This window comes from Mesorhizobium sp. B2-1-8 (assembly GCF_006442545.2).
GTDB lineage: Bacteria > Pseudomonadota > Alphaproteobacteria > Rhizobiales > Rhizobiaceae > Mesorhizobium.
In genome coordinates, this window is record NZ_CP083952.1 from 651,488 (window position 1) to 668,047 (window position 16,560).

Below are 16,560 nucleotides of genomic sequence, written 5' to 3' on the forward strand. Positions count from 1 at the left end.
AGTCCCTATGCCGCCCGTTTGTGCCGCGCCTTGTTATGCCGCCTTGCGGCCGCGCACGGCAAGCCACGCTTCGGTCAGCTGTTCGAAGCGCGACGCCATGTCGGCGACAGCCTCGTCATCCGACATCTTGCCGGCCAGCCATTGCTCGGCGGCGTGGACGAAGATGGTGCGGCCGACGGCAAAGCCTTTCACGATAGGCGCCTTGGCGGTGGCGGCGAACGCCGCTTCCAGTTCGTCCTGCGGCGCTTCCAGGCCAAGCAGGACGATGCCGCGGCACCAAGGATCGTGCTTCAGAATCACCGCCTCGATCTTGGCCCAGGCGCCGCTCGACGCCTGCGGCTCGAGCTTCCACCAGTCCGGCTTGATGCCGAGCGCATAGAGTTCCTCCAGCGCGCGCGGGATCGTCGTGTCGTCGAGCCTGCCATGCTTGCCGGCTATGATCTCGATGAGAAGTTCCCGGCCGACCTTGCGCGCGGCCTCGAACAGCGCGCGCAGCTTCTGCTGCTGTTCTTCCTTCAGGGCCGCCGGATCGTCGGGATGGTAGAAGCACAGGCATTTGATGCAGTGATCGACCGGCCATTCGGTGAGCTGCGAGCCGATATCCTGCGAGAATTCGAAACGCAGAGGCCGCGAGCCCGGCAGCTCCACCGGCCGGCCGAGCCAGGCGAAGGGATGCCTGGCGAACTCGAACATCGCCTCGCGGCCGTGTTTCTCGTCGATCAGCATGCCGTAGCCGTCGCGACCGGCGGCGACCTTGGCCGCCGCCTTGACCGCAAGCACCTTGAAATCGCGGATGCGTGCCGGATCGGCGCCTGTCTTGGTCGCGACATCCTCGAGCTGCACACGGTGGTCGCAGGCAAGCGCCATCAGCGAAGGGATGTCGCGCCGCCGGCTGGTCGCCCAATGGATGTGGTTGATCGCCTCGTCCTTGCGCAGCGCCCTATGCTTGCTGCCGTTCCTGAGGAAGAACTGCAGCTCCTCGAAGGTCGGATATTCAGGCGCGCAGAGCAGCCGCGACACGGCGAAGGCGCCGCAGGCGTTGGCCCAGGTCGCCGCCGTGGCCAGGCTTTCGCCGCCGAGCCAGCCACGCAGCAAGCCGGACATGAACGCGTCACCGGCGCCCAGCACATTGTAGATCTCGATCGGGAAACCCTCGCCGACGATGCCGTCCTCGAGATCGTCGCTGATCGGCCCGTCATAGACGATGCAGCCCATGGCGCCGCGCTTCAGGACGATGGTCGCCGAGGACAGGGCGCGGATCGTCTTCAGCGCGCTCAGGCAGTCGTCGGCGCCTGACGCGATCATGATCTCTTCCTCGGTGCCGACGATGAGATCGCAATCGGGCAGCACCGTCTTCAACTGGGCCGAGACCCGGTCCGACTTGACATAGCGCTCAAATCCTTCGGCGTGGCCGGCGAGACCCCACAGGTTCGGCCGGTAGTCGATGTCGAAGACGACCTTGCCGCCCCTGGCCTTCATGATGCGGATCGCCTTGCGCTGGGCGGCATCGCTGTTGGGACGGGAAAAATGCGTGCCGGTGACGACGATCGAGCGCGCCGAGGCAATGAACGCCTCGTCGATATCCTCTTCGGCCAGCGCCATGTCGGCACAGTCGGAGCGATAGAAGATCATCGGGGAAACGCCTTCGCTCTCGACCGAAAGCAGCACCAGCGCGGTCAGCCGCTCCTTGTCGGTCTTCAGCCCGTCGACATTGACGCCTTCGCGCTTCAGCTGCTCACGGACGAAGCGGCCCATCTGCTCGTCGCCGACGCGCGTCAGCAGCGCCGAGCGCAGGCCGAGCCGCGCCGTACCGACGGAAATGTTGGCCGGGCAGCCGCCGACCGACTTGGCGAAGGTGGTGATGTCCTCAAGCCGCGAGCCGATCTGCTGGCCATAGAGGTCGACGGACGCGCGGCCGATCGTGATGACGTCGAGCAGCGCCTGTCTTGCGTCCACGGCTTCGCTCATTGGAACCTCCCGTCGGTCTTGTCGTCATGGACAACATTGTTTGGGTAACACGCGCGAGCGGCGGCGTGGTGCCGGCAATATGAAATAATAATTCCAATCCATAGTCAATATGGAATGAGCATTCCCTGAGCTAAAATTGCCTTGGTGGGATGCTCGATCACGCCTTGCGCTTGCGAGTCGCGTCGCGCCGCTTCTCGCCGACGCCGACGGCAAGCGCCATGGCCAGCGCCATTGTCGCCGACAGCGAGCGGAAGCCGGCGAAATCCGCTTCGGCAACCTCGAACCAGACCCTGGCGAACTGGGCGAGCGGCGAGAATGAGCTGTCGGTGATGGCAACGATCGGCACGCCCTGCTCGGCAATGGCGCGCGCCTCCTCGATCGTGGCCGGCGCGTAGGGCGAGAAGCTGATGGCGATGACGGCGTCCGCAGGTGTGGCGAAGCCGACCATCTCGGCATTCAGCCCGGCAGCCGATTCGATCAGCTGGTTGCGGATCTTCAGCTTGCCGAGCGCGTAGGCGATATAGCTCGCCACCGGATAGGAGCGTCGCTTGGCCAAGACATAGATGGTCTGCGCCTTCGCCAGCAGCGAAATCGCGTCTTCCAGATGCGCGTCATCCAGCGTGCGGGAAATGTCGTTGAGCGAGGTGCTGGCGGCGGCGATGAAGCCGTCGAAGATCGCCCGGTGACCGGCGCCGCCCTCGGCCTTGGCGCGCAGCGCCTGCAGCCGCTCGTCATAGGAGGAGTTGCGCTCGCGCAGCCGCTCGCGAAACACCTGCTGCAGGCTGGTGAAACCATCGAAACCGAGTTGCTGGGCAAAGCGGATCAGGGTCGAGGGCTGCACGCCGGCCGAAGCGGCGATGCTGGCGGCGGTGCCGAAGGCGATATCGTCGGGATTGTCGAGCGCGTAGGCGGCGATCTGGGCGATGCGCTTGGGCAGGCTCTCGCGCCGATCCAGAATGGTGGCGCGCAGCGTCTCGAAGTCGCGAGGTACCTGTTCGTCCATCGTCGCTCTGTTCAGGCTGTCTGGAAGCTCTCTCTGCCCCATCATAGCGGGCCTGCGCAAGAACGCCATAAAAAATGAGGCAGACATTCCATTCCTAGCGAAAATGGACTAACTCATCCACGCAGCATTCATGGCCGTGGAGGAACGAATAATGGTCGGCGTAGGTCTTATCGGCACGGGCTTCATGGGCAAATGCCACGCCATCGCGTGGAGCGCCGTCGGGGTCGTCTTCCCCGACGCGATCAAGCCACGGCTCGTCCATCTCGGCGAGGTCAACGAGGACCTCGCCAGGCGCAAGGCCGGCGAGTTCGGCTTCGCCAAGGCGTCCGGCGACTGGCGCGCCGTCGTCAACGACCCCGAAGTCGATGTCGTCTCGCTGACGACGCCCAACCAGTTTCATCCAGAAATGGCCATCGCCGTGCTCGAAGCCGGCAAGCATCTGTGGTGCGAAAAGCCGATGGCGCCGAGCTTTGCCGAAGCCGAGGCGATGGCGGCCGCGGCGAAGAGATCGGGCAAGGTCGCGGCGCTTGGCTACAACTACATCCAGAGCCCGGCCATCCGCCACATCGGCGCGCTGCTCGACGAGAAGATCATCGGCGAGGTCAACCATCTGCGCATCGAGATGGACGAGGATTTCATGGCCGATCCCGAGGCACTGTTCTTCTGGAAACACGAGGCGGCTTCCGGCTACGGCGCGCTCGACGATTTCGCCGTGCATCCGCTGTCGCTGGTCACGGCGCTGTTCGGCCGCGTCGCCAGCGTCATCTGCGACATGGCCAAGCCCTATGCCGACCGCAAGCTCGCATCAGGCGGGCGCCGCGCGGTCGAGACGTACGACATCGCCAGCGTGCTGATGCATCTGGAGAACGGCATTGCCGGCACGCTGCAGGTCAACCGTTCGGCCTGGGGCCGCAAGGGCCGCATCGCCATCCAGATCTTCGGTTCCAAGGGATCGATCCTGTTCGACCAGGAGCGGATGAACGAATTCCAGCTCTACCTGACGTCGGACCGGCCGACCGAACAGGGCTACCGCACCATACTGGTGGCGCCGCAGCACAAGCCCTATGATCTTTTCGTGCCGGCGCCCGGCCACGGCCTCGGCTTCAACGATCTCAAGATCATCGAATGCCATGAATTGCTGACGCGACTTGCCGGCAAGCCGGCCCGGCTCATCGAGTTCGCCGAAGGGCTGGAGATCGAGCGCACTGTGCACGCCATGGCGCGCTCCTTCGCGGAGAAGCGCTGGGTAGATGTGAGGTAACGATCGCGCTGGCGCCGGTCCAGGCTTCCACGTGATCCAAACGTCGGCGGGCAGGTTTCAACGTCGGCGCTGCCCCTCATCTGCCTGCCGGCATCTTCTCCCCGTATAGTGACGGGGAGAAGGTGCGGTGTCGGTCTTGGCGCCTGTTCTGCAACGCAGCCGATTGGCGAAATCCGGCGAAGGCGACCCTTTCTCCCCGTCACTATGCGGGGAGAAATGCCCGGCAGGGCAATGAGGGGCGGCGCCAGCCTATCAAACCAATCGCGCTGCGGTAGCCATCCGCGATCTCAACCACCGACAGCCGTGTTCGTCTCCCAGCCGGCCACCCAGACCTGCCGCAAGCGGTCGCCTTCGCCCTTGAATCGCACCCCCGTCGGCTGGCAATCCTCGATGCGGTCGCTGCGGAAGTTGCGGATCGCCTGGCGCAATTCGCACCAGGCGACGATGTTGGCGGTCTCGGCGTAGTAGATCAGCGCGATCGGGCGGATGAGGCGCTCGGAGGCCCGGCCGAGTTCGTCGCGGTAAGAAAGTTCGAGCTTTTCCTCGTCACGGATAGCGCGGCGCACCAGCGCCAGGTCGATCGTACCGGCGGAGGGCGCGGCGAAGCCCCAGGCATGCAACGCATTGGCGTCGAGCGTCTGGCGCAGGGGCGGTGGCACTGCGCCGGCGATCTTGGCGCTGACGCGCTTGGCCGCCTGCTTGAGTTCGTCGTCTCCGGTGCGCTCCAGCAGCGCCAGCGACAGCACGATCGCCTCCATCTCCTCGATCGAGAACATCAGCGGCGGCAGGTCGAAGCCGGGACGCAGGATGTAGCCGATGCCACGGCCGCCCTCGATCGGGACACGCATGGCCTGCAGTGCCGCGATGTCGCGGTAGATCGAGCGTATCGTCACTTCCAACTGCGCGGCAATCATCGCCGCCGTCACCGGCTGCCTGGCCAGCCGCAGGATCTGAATGATCTCGAACAGGCGCGATGCCTTGCGCATTTTTCTCACCGGCTGCGATCACAACTGACACACCATCGTCAGTTGGCTCGATCTATAGGATCGCCTATCGGGTTGAAAAGCAACAATTCCTTGGCGGCACGCCGCCAAGAGGCGACAGGCAACTGACATGAGCTACGCGGAAAATCTATGGCTTTTCTTTCTTCTCCTGTTCGGCATCATAGCCGTTCCAGGCATGGACATGCTGTTCGTGCTTGCCAATGCGCTGACCGGTGGACGCGACAGGGGGCTGGCGGCGACCGGCGGCATCATGGTCGGCGGCATGGTGCATACGCTCAACGGTGCGATCGGCGTCGGCCTGCTCATGCATTTCGTGCCGATCCTGTTCAAGCCGCTGCTGATCGCCGGCGCCGCCTATATGGCCTATATCGGCATCGCTCTGATGCGCAGCTCGATCACCGTCGGCCATGACGGGCCCGCCGGCAGCCGCTCCGCATGGAAGGCGTTTCGCCAGGGTTTCGTGACCTGCCTGATCAATCCGAAGGCCTATCTCTTCGTCCTGGCCGTCTACCCGCAGTTCCTGAAACCGCACTACGGTCCGATCTGGATGCAGGCGACGATCATGGGCCTGCTGACCGTCCTGACGCAGGCCGCGATCTATGGCGGGCTCGCCATATCAGCCGGCCGCAGCCGCAGCCTTCTGATCGCCAATCCACGGGCGACCGTCCTTGCCGGGCGTGCGGCCGGGCTGCTGCTGTTTGCGGTTTCCGTGTTCACTGCATGGGAGGGCTTGAGGGCGGCATAATTCCCGTCGGCGCCGCCCTCCCCCTATCGTCGGCTGTATCAGGCGGCCCCTTGCCGGCTGTCCAGCATGGCGCGGCGCGCCGAGCGGCGCCATTCGACGGAGCCGGCAAGCCCGTGCAGCACGGTTTCGGTGGTTGCCCAGTCGATGCAGCCATCGGTGATGCTCTGGCCGTAGACCAGCGGCTTGCCAGGCACGACGTCCTGCCGTCCGGCGACGAGATTGCTCTCGATCATGACGCCGATGATGCGCTCGTCGCCCGCCGCCACCTGGCCCGCCACGTCAGCTGCCACCTTGGGCTGGTTCTCGGGCTTCTTGCTCGAATTGGCGTGGCTGACGTCGATCATCAGACGGGGCGCGATACCGATGCGCGCGAGTTCGACGGAGGCGGCCTCGACGCTTGCCGCGTCATAGTTCGGCGCGATGCCGCCGCGCAGGATGACATGGCAATCCTCGTTTCCGGTGGTCGCCGCGATGGCGCTGCGCCCGCCCTTGGTCACCGCCATGAAATGGTGCGGCTGGGCGGCCGACTTCACCGCCTCGCCGGCGATCCTGAGATTGCCGTCGGTGCCGTTCTTGAAGCCGACGGGGCAGGAGAGGCCCGAGGCCAGCTCGCGATGGATCTGGCTCTCGGTCGTGCGCGCGCCGATGGCGCCCCAGGCGACGAGGTCGGCAATGTATTGCGGCGTCGTCATGTCGAGGAATTCGGTCGCCGCCGGCAGGCCGAGATTGTTGACGGCGGAAAGCACGTTGCGCGCCATCCGCAGGCCCTTGTCGATGTTGAAGCTGCCGTCGAGGTCGGGATCGTTGATCAGGCCCTTCCAGCCGACCGTCGTGCGCGGCTTCTCGAAATAGACCCGCATGACGATCTCGAGCCGGTCGGCCAGGGCCTCGCGCAGCGCCGCCAGACGGCTGGCATAGTCGACGGCCGCGACCGGATCGTGGATGGAACAAGGGCCGACGATGACAACAAGTCGATCGTCGGCCCCTGTCAGGATGGAGTGGATGGCGTTGCGCGAGGCGGCAACGGTGCGGGTCGCCGTCAGCGAGCGCGGTATCTCGCGCATCACCTCTTCCGGCGTGCTCAGCAGTCTGAGTTCCTTGACCCGAAGGTCGTCTGTGGTGGTCAACACGGCTTTCTGCTCCTGTTAGAGCAATTCCAGGAAAAGTGCGTAGCGGTTTTCCGTCCGGAATTGCGTAAAACTATGTTTGGGAACCTGCCGGCTGAAACAAAAAAGCCGCCAGGTCTGGCGGCTGTTCGGATCTTGGTGCTGCAATCTTCAGATCGAGCGCAATCCTCCCGCCGCCAGCGAGCTCCTAAAGTACCAATACGTGGCGGTCAGGTTGATCATGAGTGTGGCGTATAGCTGAAGTCGCGTTGGATGTCACGCGTCTGATAGGAGTCTTGCATGGATATGTAAGAATGCATATGTTGGATATGTCAAAAAGGATATGCTCCGATGCCGCTTTACGTGAAGGACCGGGAAGTCGACCGGCTGGTACTCGAGGTGCAGCGCCTCACAAAGGCGCCGAGTAAGGCCGAGGCGGTTCGCCGCGCTCTGACGCATGAAATCGAGCGCGCCCGCGCTGTCCAATCCGTCTCGGAACGCTTGGCGGAGGCGGTCAGAATGGCTGGCGAAATCGGAGAGGATAATCCTGACTTCGATATGAAAGCCTATTCGGACGAGCTTTCAGGCGGGCTATGAGCCTGTTCATCGACGCGTCGGCGGTCGTTGCTCTGTTGCGCCCGGAGCCCACGGCAGGAGAACTCGCCGCCCGGATGGATGCCCACGGCGGGCCTTTCTTCATTTCGGCGGTCGTTCGTTTCGAGACCGCAATGGCCTTGGCGCGTTCAAAGACCCCCCTGCCTTCACCCGTGGAACCGGCGGCAATCGCAAAGGCGAATGCCGCCGTCGACCGTTTCGTGCAGGATTTGGGGATCGGCGAGGTCCTCATTTCGGCTGAAGTCGGGCGGCTCGCTGTCGAAGCGGCACGCAGCTACGGCAAGGGTGTCAATTCGCCGGCGCAGCTCAACATGGGCGATTGCTTTTCCTATGCCTGTTGCAAGGCATATGATTTGGCTTTGCTCTACACCGGTCAGGATTTCACAAAGACAGACATACGATAGGTTTAAGGTGCGCCACGCGACTGGCCCGCACGAACCTATTCCGGCGACGACCCGGCAACGCTCTGGTCGTAGTCGACCAGCGATCCGGTCATGACGCCCGATTGCGGGCTGACCATGTAGCTGATCAGCCGCGCGAGCTGGTCCGGCTTGACCAACTGGCCCATCGGCTGCGCGGCCTCGGCCTTCGCTAGCCAGTCATCGGGGGCGTCGTGCCATTTCTTCTGGACGATATCCTCGCCTTCGGTGTCCATCCAGCCGGGCAGCACCGCGTTGCAGCGGATGCGGTTGAAGCGATAGGCGTTGGCGACGTTCTTGGTCAGCGTCATCAGCGCGCCCTTGCTGGTCGAATAGGGCGTCAGGAAGGACTGGCCGGTATGCGCCGACATCGACAGCACGTTGACGATCGAGCCGGGTGTCTTTTTCTCCAGCAGATGCGCCACCACGCCCTGCATCAGGAAGAAGGGGCCGCGCACATTGGTGTCGAAGATCTGGTCGAAGAGTTCTTCCGATGTCTCGACCAGAGATCCGCGCGCCGAGGTGGCGGCGGCATTGACCAGCGCGTTGATGCTGCCGAAATGCGAGAGAGCGGTGGCGACCGCGCGCTTGCAGTCGGCCACCTTCGAGACGTCGGCGCTGATGAAGATCGCGTCGACGCCTGATTTCTTGAAATGGGCAACCCCCTTGTCACCCTTCTCCTGCGAGCGGCCGATGAGCGCCAGCGCCCGGCAGCCTTCGTCGGCAAGGGCTTCGGCGACGGCAAAGCCGATGCCTTGCGCTCCGCCGGTAACGATGGCGCGGGTGTTCGAATTGCGATCGGCGAATGCGCTCATCGCTCTGCTCCTGTGCGTTGGGTCCGGATGCGTTCTTACTTGTCCAAACGGACGGTCTTGCCCGTGGTCGCCGACTTCAGCGCCGCATCGGCGAGCTTCAGCGCCACGAGGCCGTCCGCGCCGCTCGGCGCTGCCTTCTTGCCTGAAGTCGCCGCGGTGATGAAGGCGGCGATCTCGAGGGCATAGGCGTCGAGATAACGGGTCATGAAGAAGTCGTGCAGCGGCGGGCGCGTATAGCCTTTCTCGTTGGCGAGTTCGATCGACACCGGCCGCTGGTTCTCGGCAGCCACCATGCCTTTCGAGCCATGCACCTCGATGCGCTGGTCGTAGCCATAGGTGGCGCGGCGCGAATTGGAGATGACGGCCTGCTTGCCCGATGCGGTTTCGAGGATGACGCTGACCGAGTCGAAATCGCCGGCTTCGCCGATTTTTTTGTCCACAAGCACCGAAGCGTGTGCGCTGACCGCGACCGGCTCTTCGCCGAGCAGGAAGCGCGCCATGTCGAAATCATGGATGGTCATGTCGCGAAAAATGCCGCCCGAGCGCTTGATATAGTCGATCGGCGGAGCGCCGGGATCGCGCGAGGTGATGGTGACCATCTCGACGGTGCCGATGGCGCCGTCGTCGATCGCCTTGCGCACGGCGGCGAAATGCGGATCGAAGCGGCGGTTGAAGCCGACCATCAGCGTTGCCTTGGCCTTGTCGACGACGGCCAGGCACTTCTCCACCCGCTTGACGTCGAGGTCGATCGGCTTCTCGCAGAAGATCGCCTTGCCGGCCTTGGCGAAGCGCTCGATCAAATCGGCATGCGTGTCCGTCGGCGTGCAGATGACGACGGCATCGATGTCCTTGGCCGTCTCGATTTCGTCGATGGTGCGCACCTCGGCGCCATAGGCACTAGCCAATTCGCTCGCCGCCTTCTCGAAGGCGTCGGCAACGGCAACCAGTTTTGCCTGGGGGTTGGAACCCACGGCGCGGGCGTGGACCTTGCCGATGCGGCCGGCACCAAGGAGGGCGAAGCGAACAGTCATGGAAATTTTCCTCTAGGGGATGGGTTCGAGAGAGTTGTGTCCGCACCTTCCTGTCGAGGAAAGGGGCAAGTTCATTTTTGTCGGCGTGGCGGATCGTCCCGGAGCGGGGTAGCCACGCCGCCTACGCCGCGAGTTCCGCCTCGCCGGTCTTGGCGCCGGTGATGTACGAGACGATGTCCTGCCAGTCGGTATTCTCCTTGCGCAGATTGGCGACGATGCGGCCGCGCCGGAACACCACGATGCGGTCGCAGAGATCGAACACTTGGCGCATGTTGTGGCTGATCAGGATCAGCGGCTCGCCATTGTCCTTCAGCGTGCGGATGATGTTTTCGACCTGCGCCGTCTCCTGCACGCCGAGGGCAGCCGTCGGCTCGTCCATGATGATCAGCTTGGAGGCGAAGGTCGCCGTCCTGGCGATCGCCACGCACTGCCGCTGGCCGCCTGACATATGGCGGATCGTGTTGGACAAATTGGGGATCTTCACCGCGGTGCGAACCAGAGCCGCCTCGGTCGCCTTGCGCATATAGCGGCGGTCGAGGATCGAGAACGGCCCGAGGTTGAACAGCACCCTTTCACGGCCCAGGAACAGGTTCGAGGGCACGTCGAGATCGTCGGCCAGCGCCAGGTTCTGGAACACCGTCTCGATACCTGCCTCGCGGGCCTCGATCGGTCCGGCGAAATTCACTTCCTTGCCGTCGAACCAGATCTGGCCGCTTGTGCGTTGCTCGACACCGGTGATCTGGCGCACGAAGGTCGACTTGCCGGCGCCGTTGTCGCCCATGATGGCGACATGCTCGCCCTTGCGCAGTTCAAAGTTGGCGCCATCCAGCGCGTGCACGCCGCCATAGCGCTTGGTCAGATTTTCGGTCTTCAGGACGATGTCTGACATGGTCAAGCCCTCAATGCCCGCATGCGCTGGCGCCACTGGTCGAGAACGACCGCACCGACGATGATCACGCCCTTGACCATCTCCTGATAGTAGGCGTCGAGGCGCAGGAAGGTAAAACCGGAGATGATGACGCCGAAGATCAGCGCGCCGATCACCGTGCCGATGATCGAGCCGCGGCCGCCCGACAGCGAGACGCCGCCGATGACCGCCATGGCGATGGCGTCGAGCTCATACATCACGCCCATGCCGGCCTGGGCGGTGAGGTTCTTGGAGGAAAGCACCACGGCGGCGAGCGCCGCGAGAATGCCGGCGATGACATAGACGAGGATCTTGTGGTTGGCGATCTTGATGCCCGACATGCGCGCGGCATCCTCGTTGGAGCCGATGGCGTAGCAATGCTTGCCGTATCTGGTGTAGGTCATGATCAGCTGGAACAGCGCGGCCAGCGACAGGAAGATGATGACCGGCATCAGGCCCTTGCCTATTGCCGCGAAACTGTCTGTCGGGAACGAGATCGGCTGGCCCTTGGACCACCATTTGGCGATGCCGCGCGCGGTCACCATCATGCCGAGCGTGGCGATGAAGGGCGGAATGCGCGTGTAGGCGATCAGCGCGCCGTTGACCATGCCGGCGAGCAGGCCGCAGCCGACCGCCACCAGCACCGGGACGATCACCGGCAGGTCGGTCCAGCCCTGCGCCAGGAACATCGCCTTGGGATTGGGATTGCCATTGACGGTCGCGACCTGGGCGAAACTCATGGCGATCATGGCCGTCGCGCCGACGATCGAACCGGAGGACAGATCGATGCCGCCCGTGATGATCACTTGCGTGACGCCGATGGCGATGATGCCGACGATCGACACCTGCAGGATGATGATCTGCAGCCGCGCCTCATTGAAGATGCCGCTGACATCGCTGCGGGTGTTGAACAGGAAGCTGTCGCCGAGAAAGATCCGGCCGATCAGCTCGAAGACGACGACAAGGATGACGAGCGCCAGGAAAACATTGAACTCGGCCGGCCATGCGCGCTTCTTCGCATCGTAGGTCAGACCGCCGACGCCATGAGATGTCTGTGCCACGTCTTTCTATCCTCCGTCAGCCGCAGTCGATCCTCGCGCCCTGCCGGCGCTGAGGGAAGGAGGAGCGACGCTTTGAGAGCGCCGCTCCCGCTATCCGCCGCTCAGTTCTTCTTCAAGAACTTGTCGATGTTGGCCGGGGTGACGAGCTGGAAGGGCACATAGACCTTGTGCTCGACCTTCTCGCCCTTGGCCAGCTTCAGCGCCGCATCCAGCGCGCCGGCGCCCTGGCCGGCCGCGTCCTGGAACACGGTTACGTCAAGGTCGCCCGCCTGCATGGCGGCAAGCGCGTCCTGGGTGGCGTCGACACCGCCGACGACAACCGACTTCATGTCGATGTTGGCGGCCTTCATCGCCTGGATGGCGCCGATGGCGCTTTCGTCATTGTTGGCGATGACGCCGTCGAACTTCTTGCCGGTCGACAGCCAGTTGGTCATCAGGTTCTGGGCCTGGTCGCGATCCCAGTTCGAGGTCTGCTTGTCGATGATCTTGATGAAGCTGCAGTCCGGCGTGGCGATGACATTGTCGATGTCCTTGGTGCGCTGCACGGCGGCCTGGTTGGAAAGCTCGCCCATGATCACGTAGACATTGGCTTCCTTCTTGCCGGCTTCCTTGAACAGGCGGCAGACTTCCTTGGTCTCGAGCGTGCCGGAATCGGCCTCGTTCGAAGCGACGAAGGCCTGGTTGTCGGGCAGCTTGTCGACATTGACCGGCTCGCGATTGACGTAGACCAGCGGGATCTTGGCGGCGGCGGCCGCATCCGACATCGCCTGTGTGGCCGAGGTATCGACCGGGTTGACGATGATGGCGTCGACGCCCGAAGCGGCGAAGTTCTTGATCTGGTCGAGTTGCTTGGCGACGTCGTTCTGTGCGTCCTCGACCTGCAACTCGACGCCGCTCATGCCCTTGGCCTGCGCGATCATGCCATTGCGCAGCACGGTGAGGAAATTGTCGTCGAACTTGGCCATCGAGACGCCGATCTTGGCGGCCATGGCCGATGAACTCATCAGCGCCGCGAAGGCGACGCCCAAAAGCAGTTTCTTCATTGTAATCTCTCCTCCACTTTTGGTGTCCGGTTGCACCGATGTCTCCGGAATCCCCGATCTGCCCGGGGAATCTCTCCCGATTGTCTTCTCTCCCCCGGATGGCGCCTGCCGTTTGCTGGAACGCCAAAGCTTCTGTTTGAAACAGATGTTCCGGAACGAAAGAACCAAAATACATGACTGGTGAAATATTTATTCCATTTCGTCGGGAGGCGTCAAGGGCGATTCCAAAACCGGATGTGCGATTTTGGCGGACGCGTCGACACTGTGCGGATGCTGCCGGATGAATGCCGCTGCCTTGGCGGCGCGGGGCAGGCAGGCGCACGCCTGCCGCCGGCGGCGATGCCGATGGCATCCGCGCGCCATGTCCGTTCCTTGGATGCCGTCGACAGGCGATGGCAGTTCAGAAATGCCAGATGTCTCTCTGCAGCAAGAGATCGAGCGGCGCTCTCCAGACCCTGTATCCCGCCGCCTGCCTCACCTGCTGTTCGACACTGAGCTTGCCGCTGAGATCGAAGAAAGCTCCAATTCGCTTTCGGGCGTGAAGCTTCTTTCCCCTGGTGTTGTAGTTGCGGATCGGCAGCCGGTGGCTGCGGATTTTCCGTCCATCCTGTGATAGCGCGACGCCGATGCAGAATTGTTCCGGGGTGTGCAAACGCACGATTTCGCTGACTTTCTCGCTGGCCGCGTACGCTAGCTGTATCGCCGGGATGTTATCATGATGAACGCCAAGGACGCCGCTCGCCCACATCGTCTCGTCTCCCGTCAGGATGTGACCTCCAATTGAGAGCCCCTTGCCCTTGAGCGCGCGATAAGAGGCCTTCGGGCGCCCTTCACACCGCCACATTATGGAGGACAAAGCTGAAATCCGGTTGAAACATCGCGATATGTCACCGGTCGGATACATGTCCGTATCCATGAAGAACAGGCGCTCGCAACGCCGCAGCAGATCGACGATGCCTGCGGCCTTGATGCCAAACATGTATCGATTGCCGAAGGACATCTCGGCCTGTCTCTTGGCCGTCAGTTCGATCGTTTCGATGGGATAGTCGTCGAAAATGGAGGGCCTGTCGGTCAGGACCATTACCCTGGCATTCGGGCAAAAGTGAAGCAGGCGAAGCGCGCTGAAGAGCGCGCCACGCGCATAGAGTTCGTCGCTCCCAAAAGCGATGTAGCCAAACCCATCCCCATCCATCAGCCATGTATATATTAGCTGCCACTCATGCGTCAATTTGGATACGCCTGCGGGCGCGGCGCGCCTGAAAGCCCAGCGCTAGATGTTCTCAGGCAGGTAGATGTCGAATGGCAGGAAGGTCTGGCCGGGTGCGTTCGCCGCGCCCGTCTCGATGGCGTGCGCCATGAGATCGAGCAGTTCGCGACACAATGCCGGCAGCGGCGTCGAGATCACCATGGTCAGCACCCCGTCCGCCAAGGCGGACCGCGAGACCGCCGATATCTCGTTGCAGACCACCGCCGGCATCTCGGCCGGCTTGGCCTGCCTCAGCGCCGCGACCGCGCCTTCCATGCCGCCGCCCGCGACGTAGCAACCGACGAAGTCCGGGTGGCGGCCGAGCAGATCGAGCAGCGTGTCCTGCGTGATCTGGTTGGCCTCGAGATTTACCAGCGTTTCCAGCACGGTGAAATCCGGCGCCTGTTCGCGGAAGAAGGAGCGAAAGCCGATCTCGCGCAGTTCGTGGCCATGGAAGCGGTGGCTGCCGACGAAGAGCGCGACCTTGCCCGGCCGCTTCGCCGCTTTCGAGATCATCCAGGCTGCGGTGCGGCCGACCTTGCGGTTGTCGAGGCCGACATAGCCCTCGCGAATGCCGGCGGCGAAGTCGGACAGCAGGGAAAAGACAGGCAATCCCTTGGCCTTCATCTCCTCTACGGTGACGGTCAACGCCGGGTGATCCGGCCCGACAAGGGCGACAGCCCTGCATTTGGCCGCCAGCTTGCCCGTGCGCTCGACGATTTCGTCCGGCGTCAGCGAACTGGCGAAGTCGATGATCGCGACACCGCGGAAGCGCTGCGATTGCGACACCGCGAGCTCGAGCTGCCGCGCGAACTCCGTGTAGAAGACATCATTGCCTCTCAAAAGCAGGAAGCCGAGCCGGTATTCCGGCAGCTCGTGGCGCATGCGCTGCTTGATCAGGCCGGCCGCGTGATAGCCGATCTCGGTCGCGGTCTCGTAGACACGGCGCGCGGTTTCCTCGCGTACCGGCAAGCGATTGTTGAGCACGCGGTCCACCGTGGCGACGCTGACGCCGGAGACGCGCGCCAGATCAGTGATGGTCGGCCGTTTCGCCATGATCGCCCTCGTTCGGTTGCCTGATATCGATACATCATCTTGATAGAAAATGATAGAAACTATCTTTGTGATGTTGAGTCTATCATAACCGGGCGTTATTTCTAGGCATGAAGCCAGTTGGTGATCGGCATTCGCATGACGAATGCCTGCCTTGGGAGGCAATCATGACCGCAACGCCGTCCCGGCGTGACTACAGCCTGATAGGCCGCGACGCCCGGCTTGCCGTCGAAAACGGCCTGTCGGCGGCCGAGTGGTATCACACCGCGATCCCCCGCAAGCAGATGAAGGAGCTGATGCAGCGCTCCGATGGCCCGGCGATCCGCGACACCGCGATCTGGCTCGCCGCCCTCGTCATCAGCGGCGCCGGCGGCGCCTGGTTCTGGGGCAGCTGGTGGTGCGTGCCGTTCTTCTTTGCCTATGGCGTGCTCTACGGCTCATCCACCGATTCGCGCTGGCACGAATGCGGCCACGGCACGGCGTTCCGCACGCAGTGGATGAATGATTTGGTCTATCAGATCGCCTGCTTCATGATCATGCGCAACCCGGTGACTTGGCGCTGGAGCCACACGCGCCACCACACCGACACCATCATCGTCGGCCGCGATCCTGAAATCTCGGTCATGCGGCCGCCGGACCTGATGCGCCTCGTCCTCGGTTTTGTCGGCGTGCTCGACGCCTGGCATGCTATGAGCGATATGCTGCGCAACGCCGCCGGCAACATCAGCGCAGTGGAGAAAACCTTCATTCCCGAACAGGAGCAGCCCAAAGCGATCCGTGTTGCCCGCATCTGGACGGCGATCTATGCCGCGACCATCGCGCTGGCGCTCTACACCGGGTCGTTCCTGCCCTTGATGCTGGTCGGCCTGCCCAGGCTCTACGGCGCCTGGCATCACGTCATGGTCGGCCTGCTGCAGCATGGCGGTCTCGCCGACAACGTCACCGACCACCGGCTGAACAGCCGCACCGTCTACATGAACCCGATCAGCCGCTTCATCTACTGGAACATGAACTACCATGTCGAACACCACATGTTCCCCATGGTCCCCTACCACGCGCTGCCCAGGTTGCATGCGCTGATCAAGCACGATCTGCCGGCGCCGACGCCGTCGATCCTGTCCGGTTACCGCGAGATGATCCCGGTCTTCCGCCGCCAGCTGCGCAACGAGGATTATTTCCTCAAGCGCGAACTGCCGCCGACCGCCAGGCCGTACCGCGAGGAATTCCATAACGATACCGTCGCCGCGGCGGTGGAATGACATCGAAAGACTGCAGGGGAGGAC

General features: G+C 63.2%; 16 protein-coding genes. 5 read left to right on the forward strand and 11 right to left on the reverse strand.

Annotated features, from left to right (window positions below):
• Positions 1-33 precede the first annotated feature (33 nt).
• Both FJ970_RS03105 and FJ970_RS03110 read right to left on the reverse strand, forming a co-directional pair.
• Positions 34-1,968 carry a bifunctional 5-dehydro-2-deoxygluconokinase/5-dehydro-2-deoxyphosphogluconate aldolase gene (locus FJ970_RS03105; RefSeq protein WP_140758792.1) on the reverse strand — a complete coding sequence of 645 codons (1,935 nt, stop codon included), beginning with the start codon at positions 1,966-1,968 and terminating at the stop codon, positions 34-36.
• A gap of 157 nt (positions 1,969-2,125) precedes the next feature.
• The gene (locus tag FJ970_RS03110) at positions 2,126-2,971 is read right to left on the reverse strand and encodes a MurR/RpiR family transcriptional regulator (RefSeq protein WP_140758793.1); all 846 of its coding nucleotides are present in this window, start codon (positions 2,969-2,971) and stop codon (positions 2,126-2,128) included.
• 151 nt (positions 2,972-3,122) lie between these two features.
• Between FJ970_RS03110 and FJ970_RS03115 the strand changes: the two genes are divergently transcribed.
• A complete protein-coding gene (locus FJ970_RS03115) occupies positions 3,123-4,232 on the forward strand; it encodes a Gfo/Idh/MocA family protein (RefSeq protein WP_140758794.1) in 1,110 nt (369 codons plus the stop codon).
• 287 nt (positions 4,233-4,519) lie between these two features.
• Here the strand turns inward: FJ970_RS03115 and FJ970_RS03120 are convergent, their stop codons facing one another.
• Complete coding sequence (locus FJ970_RS03120) at positions 4,520-5,218, reverse strand: helix-turn-helix transcriptional regulator (RefSeq protein WP_140758795.1); 699 nt, start codon at positions 5,216-5,218, stop codon at positions 4,520-4,522.
• Between the two features lie 127 nt (positions 5,219-5,345).
• On the opposite strand from FJ970_RS03120, the gene FJ970_RS03125 reads away from it, so the two are divergent.
• Positions 5,346-5,981 carry a LysE family translocator gene (locus FJ970_RS03125; protein WP_140758796.1) on the forward strand — a complete coding sequence of 212 codons (636 nt, stop codon included), beginning with the start codon at positions 5,346-5,348 and terminating at the stop codon, positions 5,979-5,981.
• A gap of 38 nt (positions 5,982-6,019) precedes the next feature.
• On the opposite strand, the gene FJ970_RS03130 is transcribed toward FJ970_RS03125, so the two are convergent.
• Positions 6,020-7,111: a 3-deoxy-7-phosphoheptulonate synthase gene (locus tag FJ970_RS03130; protein WP_140758797.1), complete on the reverse strand. Its 1,092-nt coding sequence runs from the start codon at positions 7,109-7,111 to the stop codon at positions 6,020-6,022.
• Positions 7,112-7,438: 327 nt separating this feature from the next.
• On the opposite strand from FJ970_RS03130, the gene FJ970_RS03135 reads away from it, so the two are divergent.
• Both FJ970_RS03135 and FJ970_RS03140 read left to right on the forward strand, forming a co-directional pair.
• The gene (locus tag FJ970_RS03135) at positions 7,439-7,684 is read left to right on the forward strand and encodes a type II toxin-antitoxin system VapB family antitoxin (protein WP_140758798.1); all 246 of its coding nucleotides are present in this window, start codon (positions 7,439-7,441) and stop codon (positions 7,682-7,684) included.
• Positions 7,681-8,106, forward strand: coding sequence for a type II toxin-antitoxin system VapC family toxin (locus FJ970_RS03140; RefSeq protein WP_032935032.1), 426 nt, complete (start codon positions 7,681-7,683; stop codon positions 8,104-8,106). The genes FJ970_RS03135 and FJ970_RS03140 overlap by 4 nt, the downstream gene beginning before the upstream one ends.
• A 35-nt stretch (positions 8,107-8,141) precedes the next feature.
• Here FJ970_RS03140 and FJ970_RS03145 read toward each other — a convergent pair whose 3' ends face one another.
• From FJ970_RS03145 to FJ970_RS03175, 7 genes are all read right to left on the reverse strand, one after another.
• The gene (locus tag FJ970_RS03145) at positions 8,142-8,936 is read right to left on the reverse strand and encodes an SDR family oxidoreductase (RefSeq protein WP_140758799.1); all 795 of its coding nucleotides are present in this window, start codon (positions 8,934-8,936) and stop codon (positions 8,142-8,144) included.
• 35 nt (positions 8,937-8,971) lie between these two features.
• Positions 8,972-9,967 carry an inositol 2-dehydrogenase gene (gene iolG / locus FJ970_RS03150; RefSeq protein WP_140758800.1) on the reverse strand — a complete coding sequence of 332 codons (996 nt, stop codon included), beginning with the start codon at positions 9,965-9,967 and terminating at the stop codon, positions 8,972-8,974.
• Between the two features lie 121 nt (positions 9,968-10,088).
• A complete protein-coding gene (locus tag FJ970_RS03155) occupies positions 10,089-10,856 on the reverse strand; it encodes an ATP-binding cassette domain-containing protein (protein ID WP_140758801.1) in 768 nt (255 codons plus the stop codon).
• Between the two features lie 2 nt (positions 10,857-10,858).
• Entirely contained in the window at positions 10,859-11,935 is a 1,077-nt protein-coding gene (locus FJ970_RS03160) for an ABC transporter permease (RefSeq protein ID WP_140758802.1), read from the reverse strand.
• 101 nt (positions 11,936-12,036) lie between these two features.
• Positions 12,037-12,978: a sugar ABC transporter substrate-binding protein gene (locus FJ970_RS03165; RefSeq protein ID WP_140758803.1), complete on the reverse strand. Its 942-nt coding sequence runs from the start codon at positions 12,976-12,978 to the stop codon at positions 12,037-12,039.
• Between the two features lie 400 nt (positions 12,979-13,378).
• Entirely contained in the window at positions 13,379-14,206 is an 828-nt protein-coding gene (locus FJ970_RS03170; RefSeq protein ID WP_227792015.1) for a hypothetical protein, read from the reverse strand.
• 42 nt (positions 14,207-14,248) lie between these two features.
• A complete protein-coding gene (locus tag FJ970_RS03175) occupies positions 14,249-15,280 on the reverse strand; it encodes a LacI family DNA-binding transcriptional regulator (RefSeq protein ID WP_140758804.1) in 1,032 nt (343 codons plus the stop codon).
• 164 nt (positions 15,281-15,444) lie between these two features.
• Between FJ970_RS03175 and FJ970_RS03180 the strand changes: the two genes are divergently transcribed.
• Positions 15,445-16,536, forward strand: a complete 1,092-nt coding sequence (locus FJ970_RS03180; protein WP_140758805.1) for a fatty acid desaturase family protein — start codon at positions 15,445-15,447, stop codon at positions 16,534-16,536.
• The last annotated feature ends 24 nt before the right edge of the window (positions 16,537-16,560 follow it).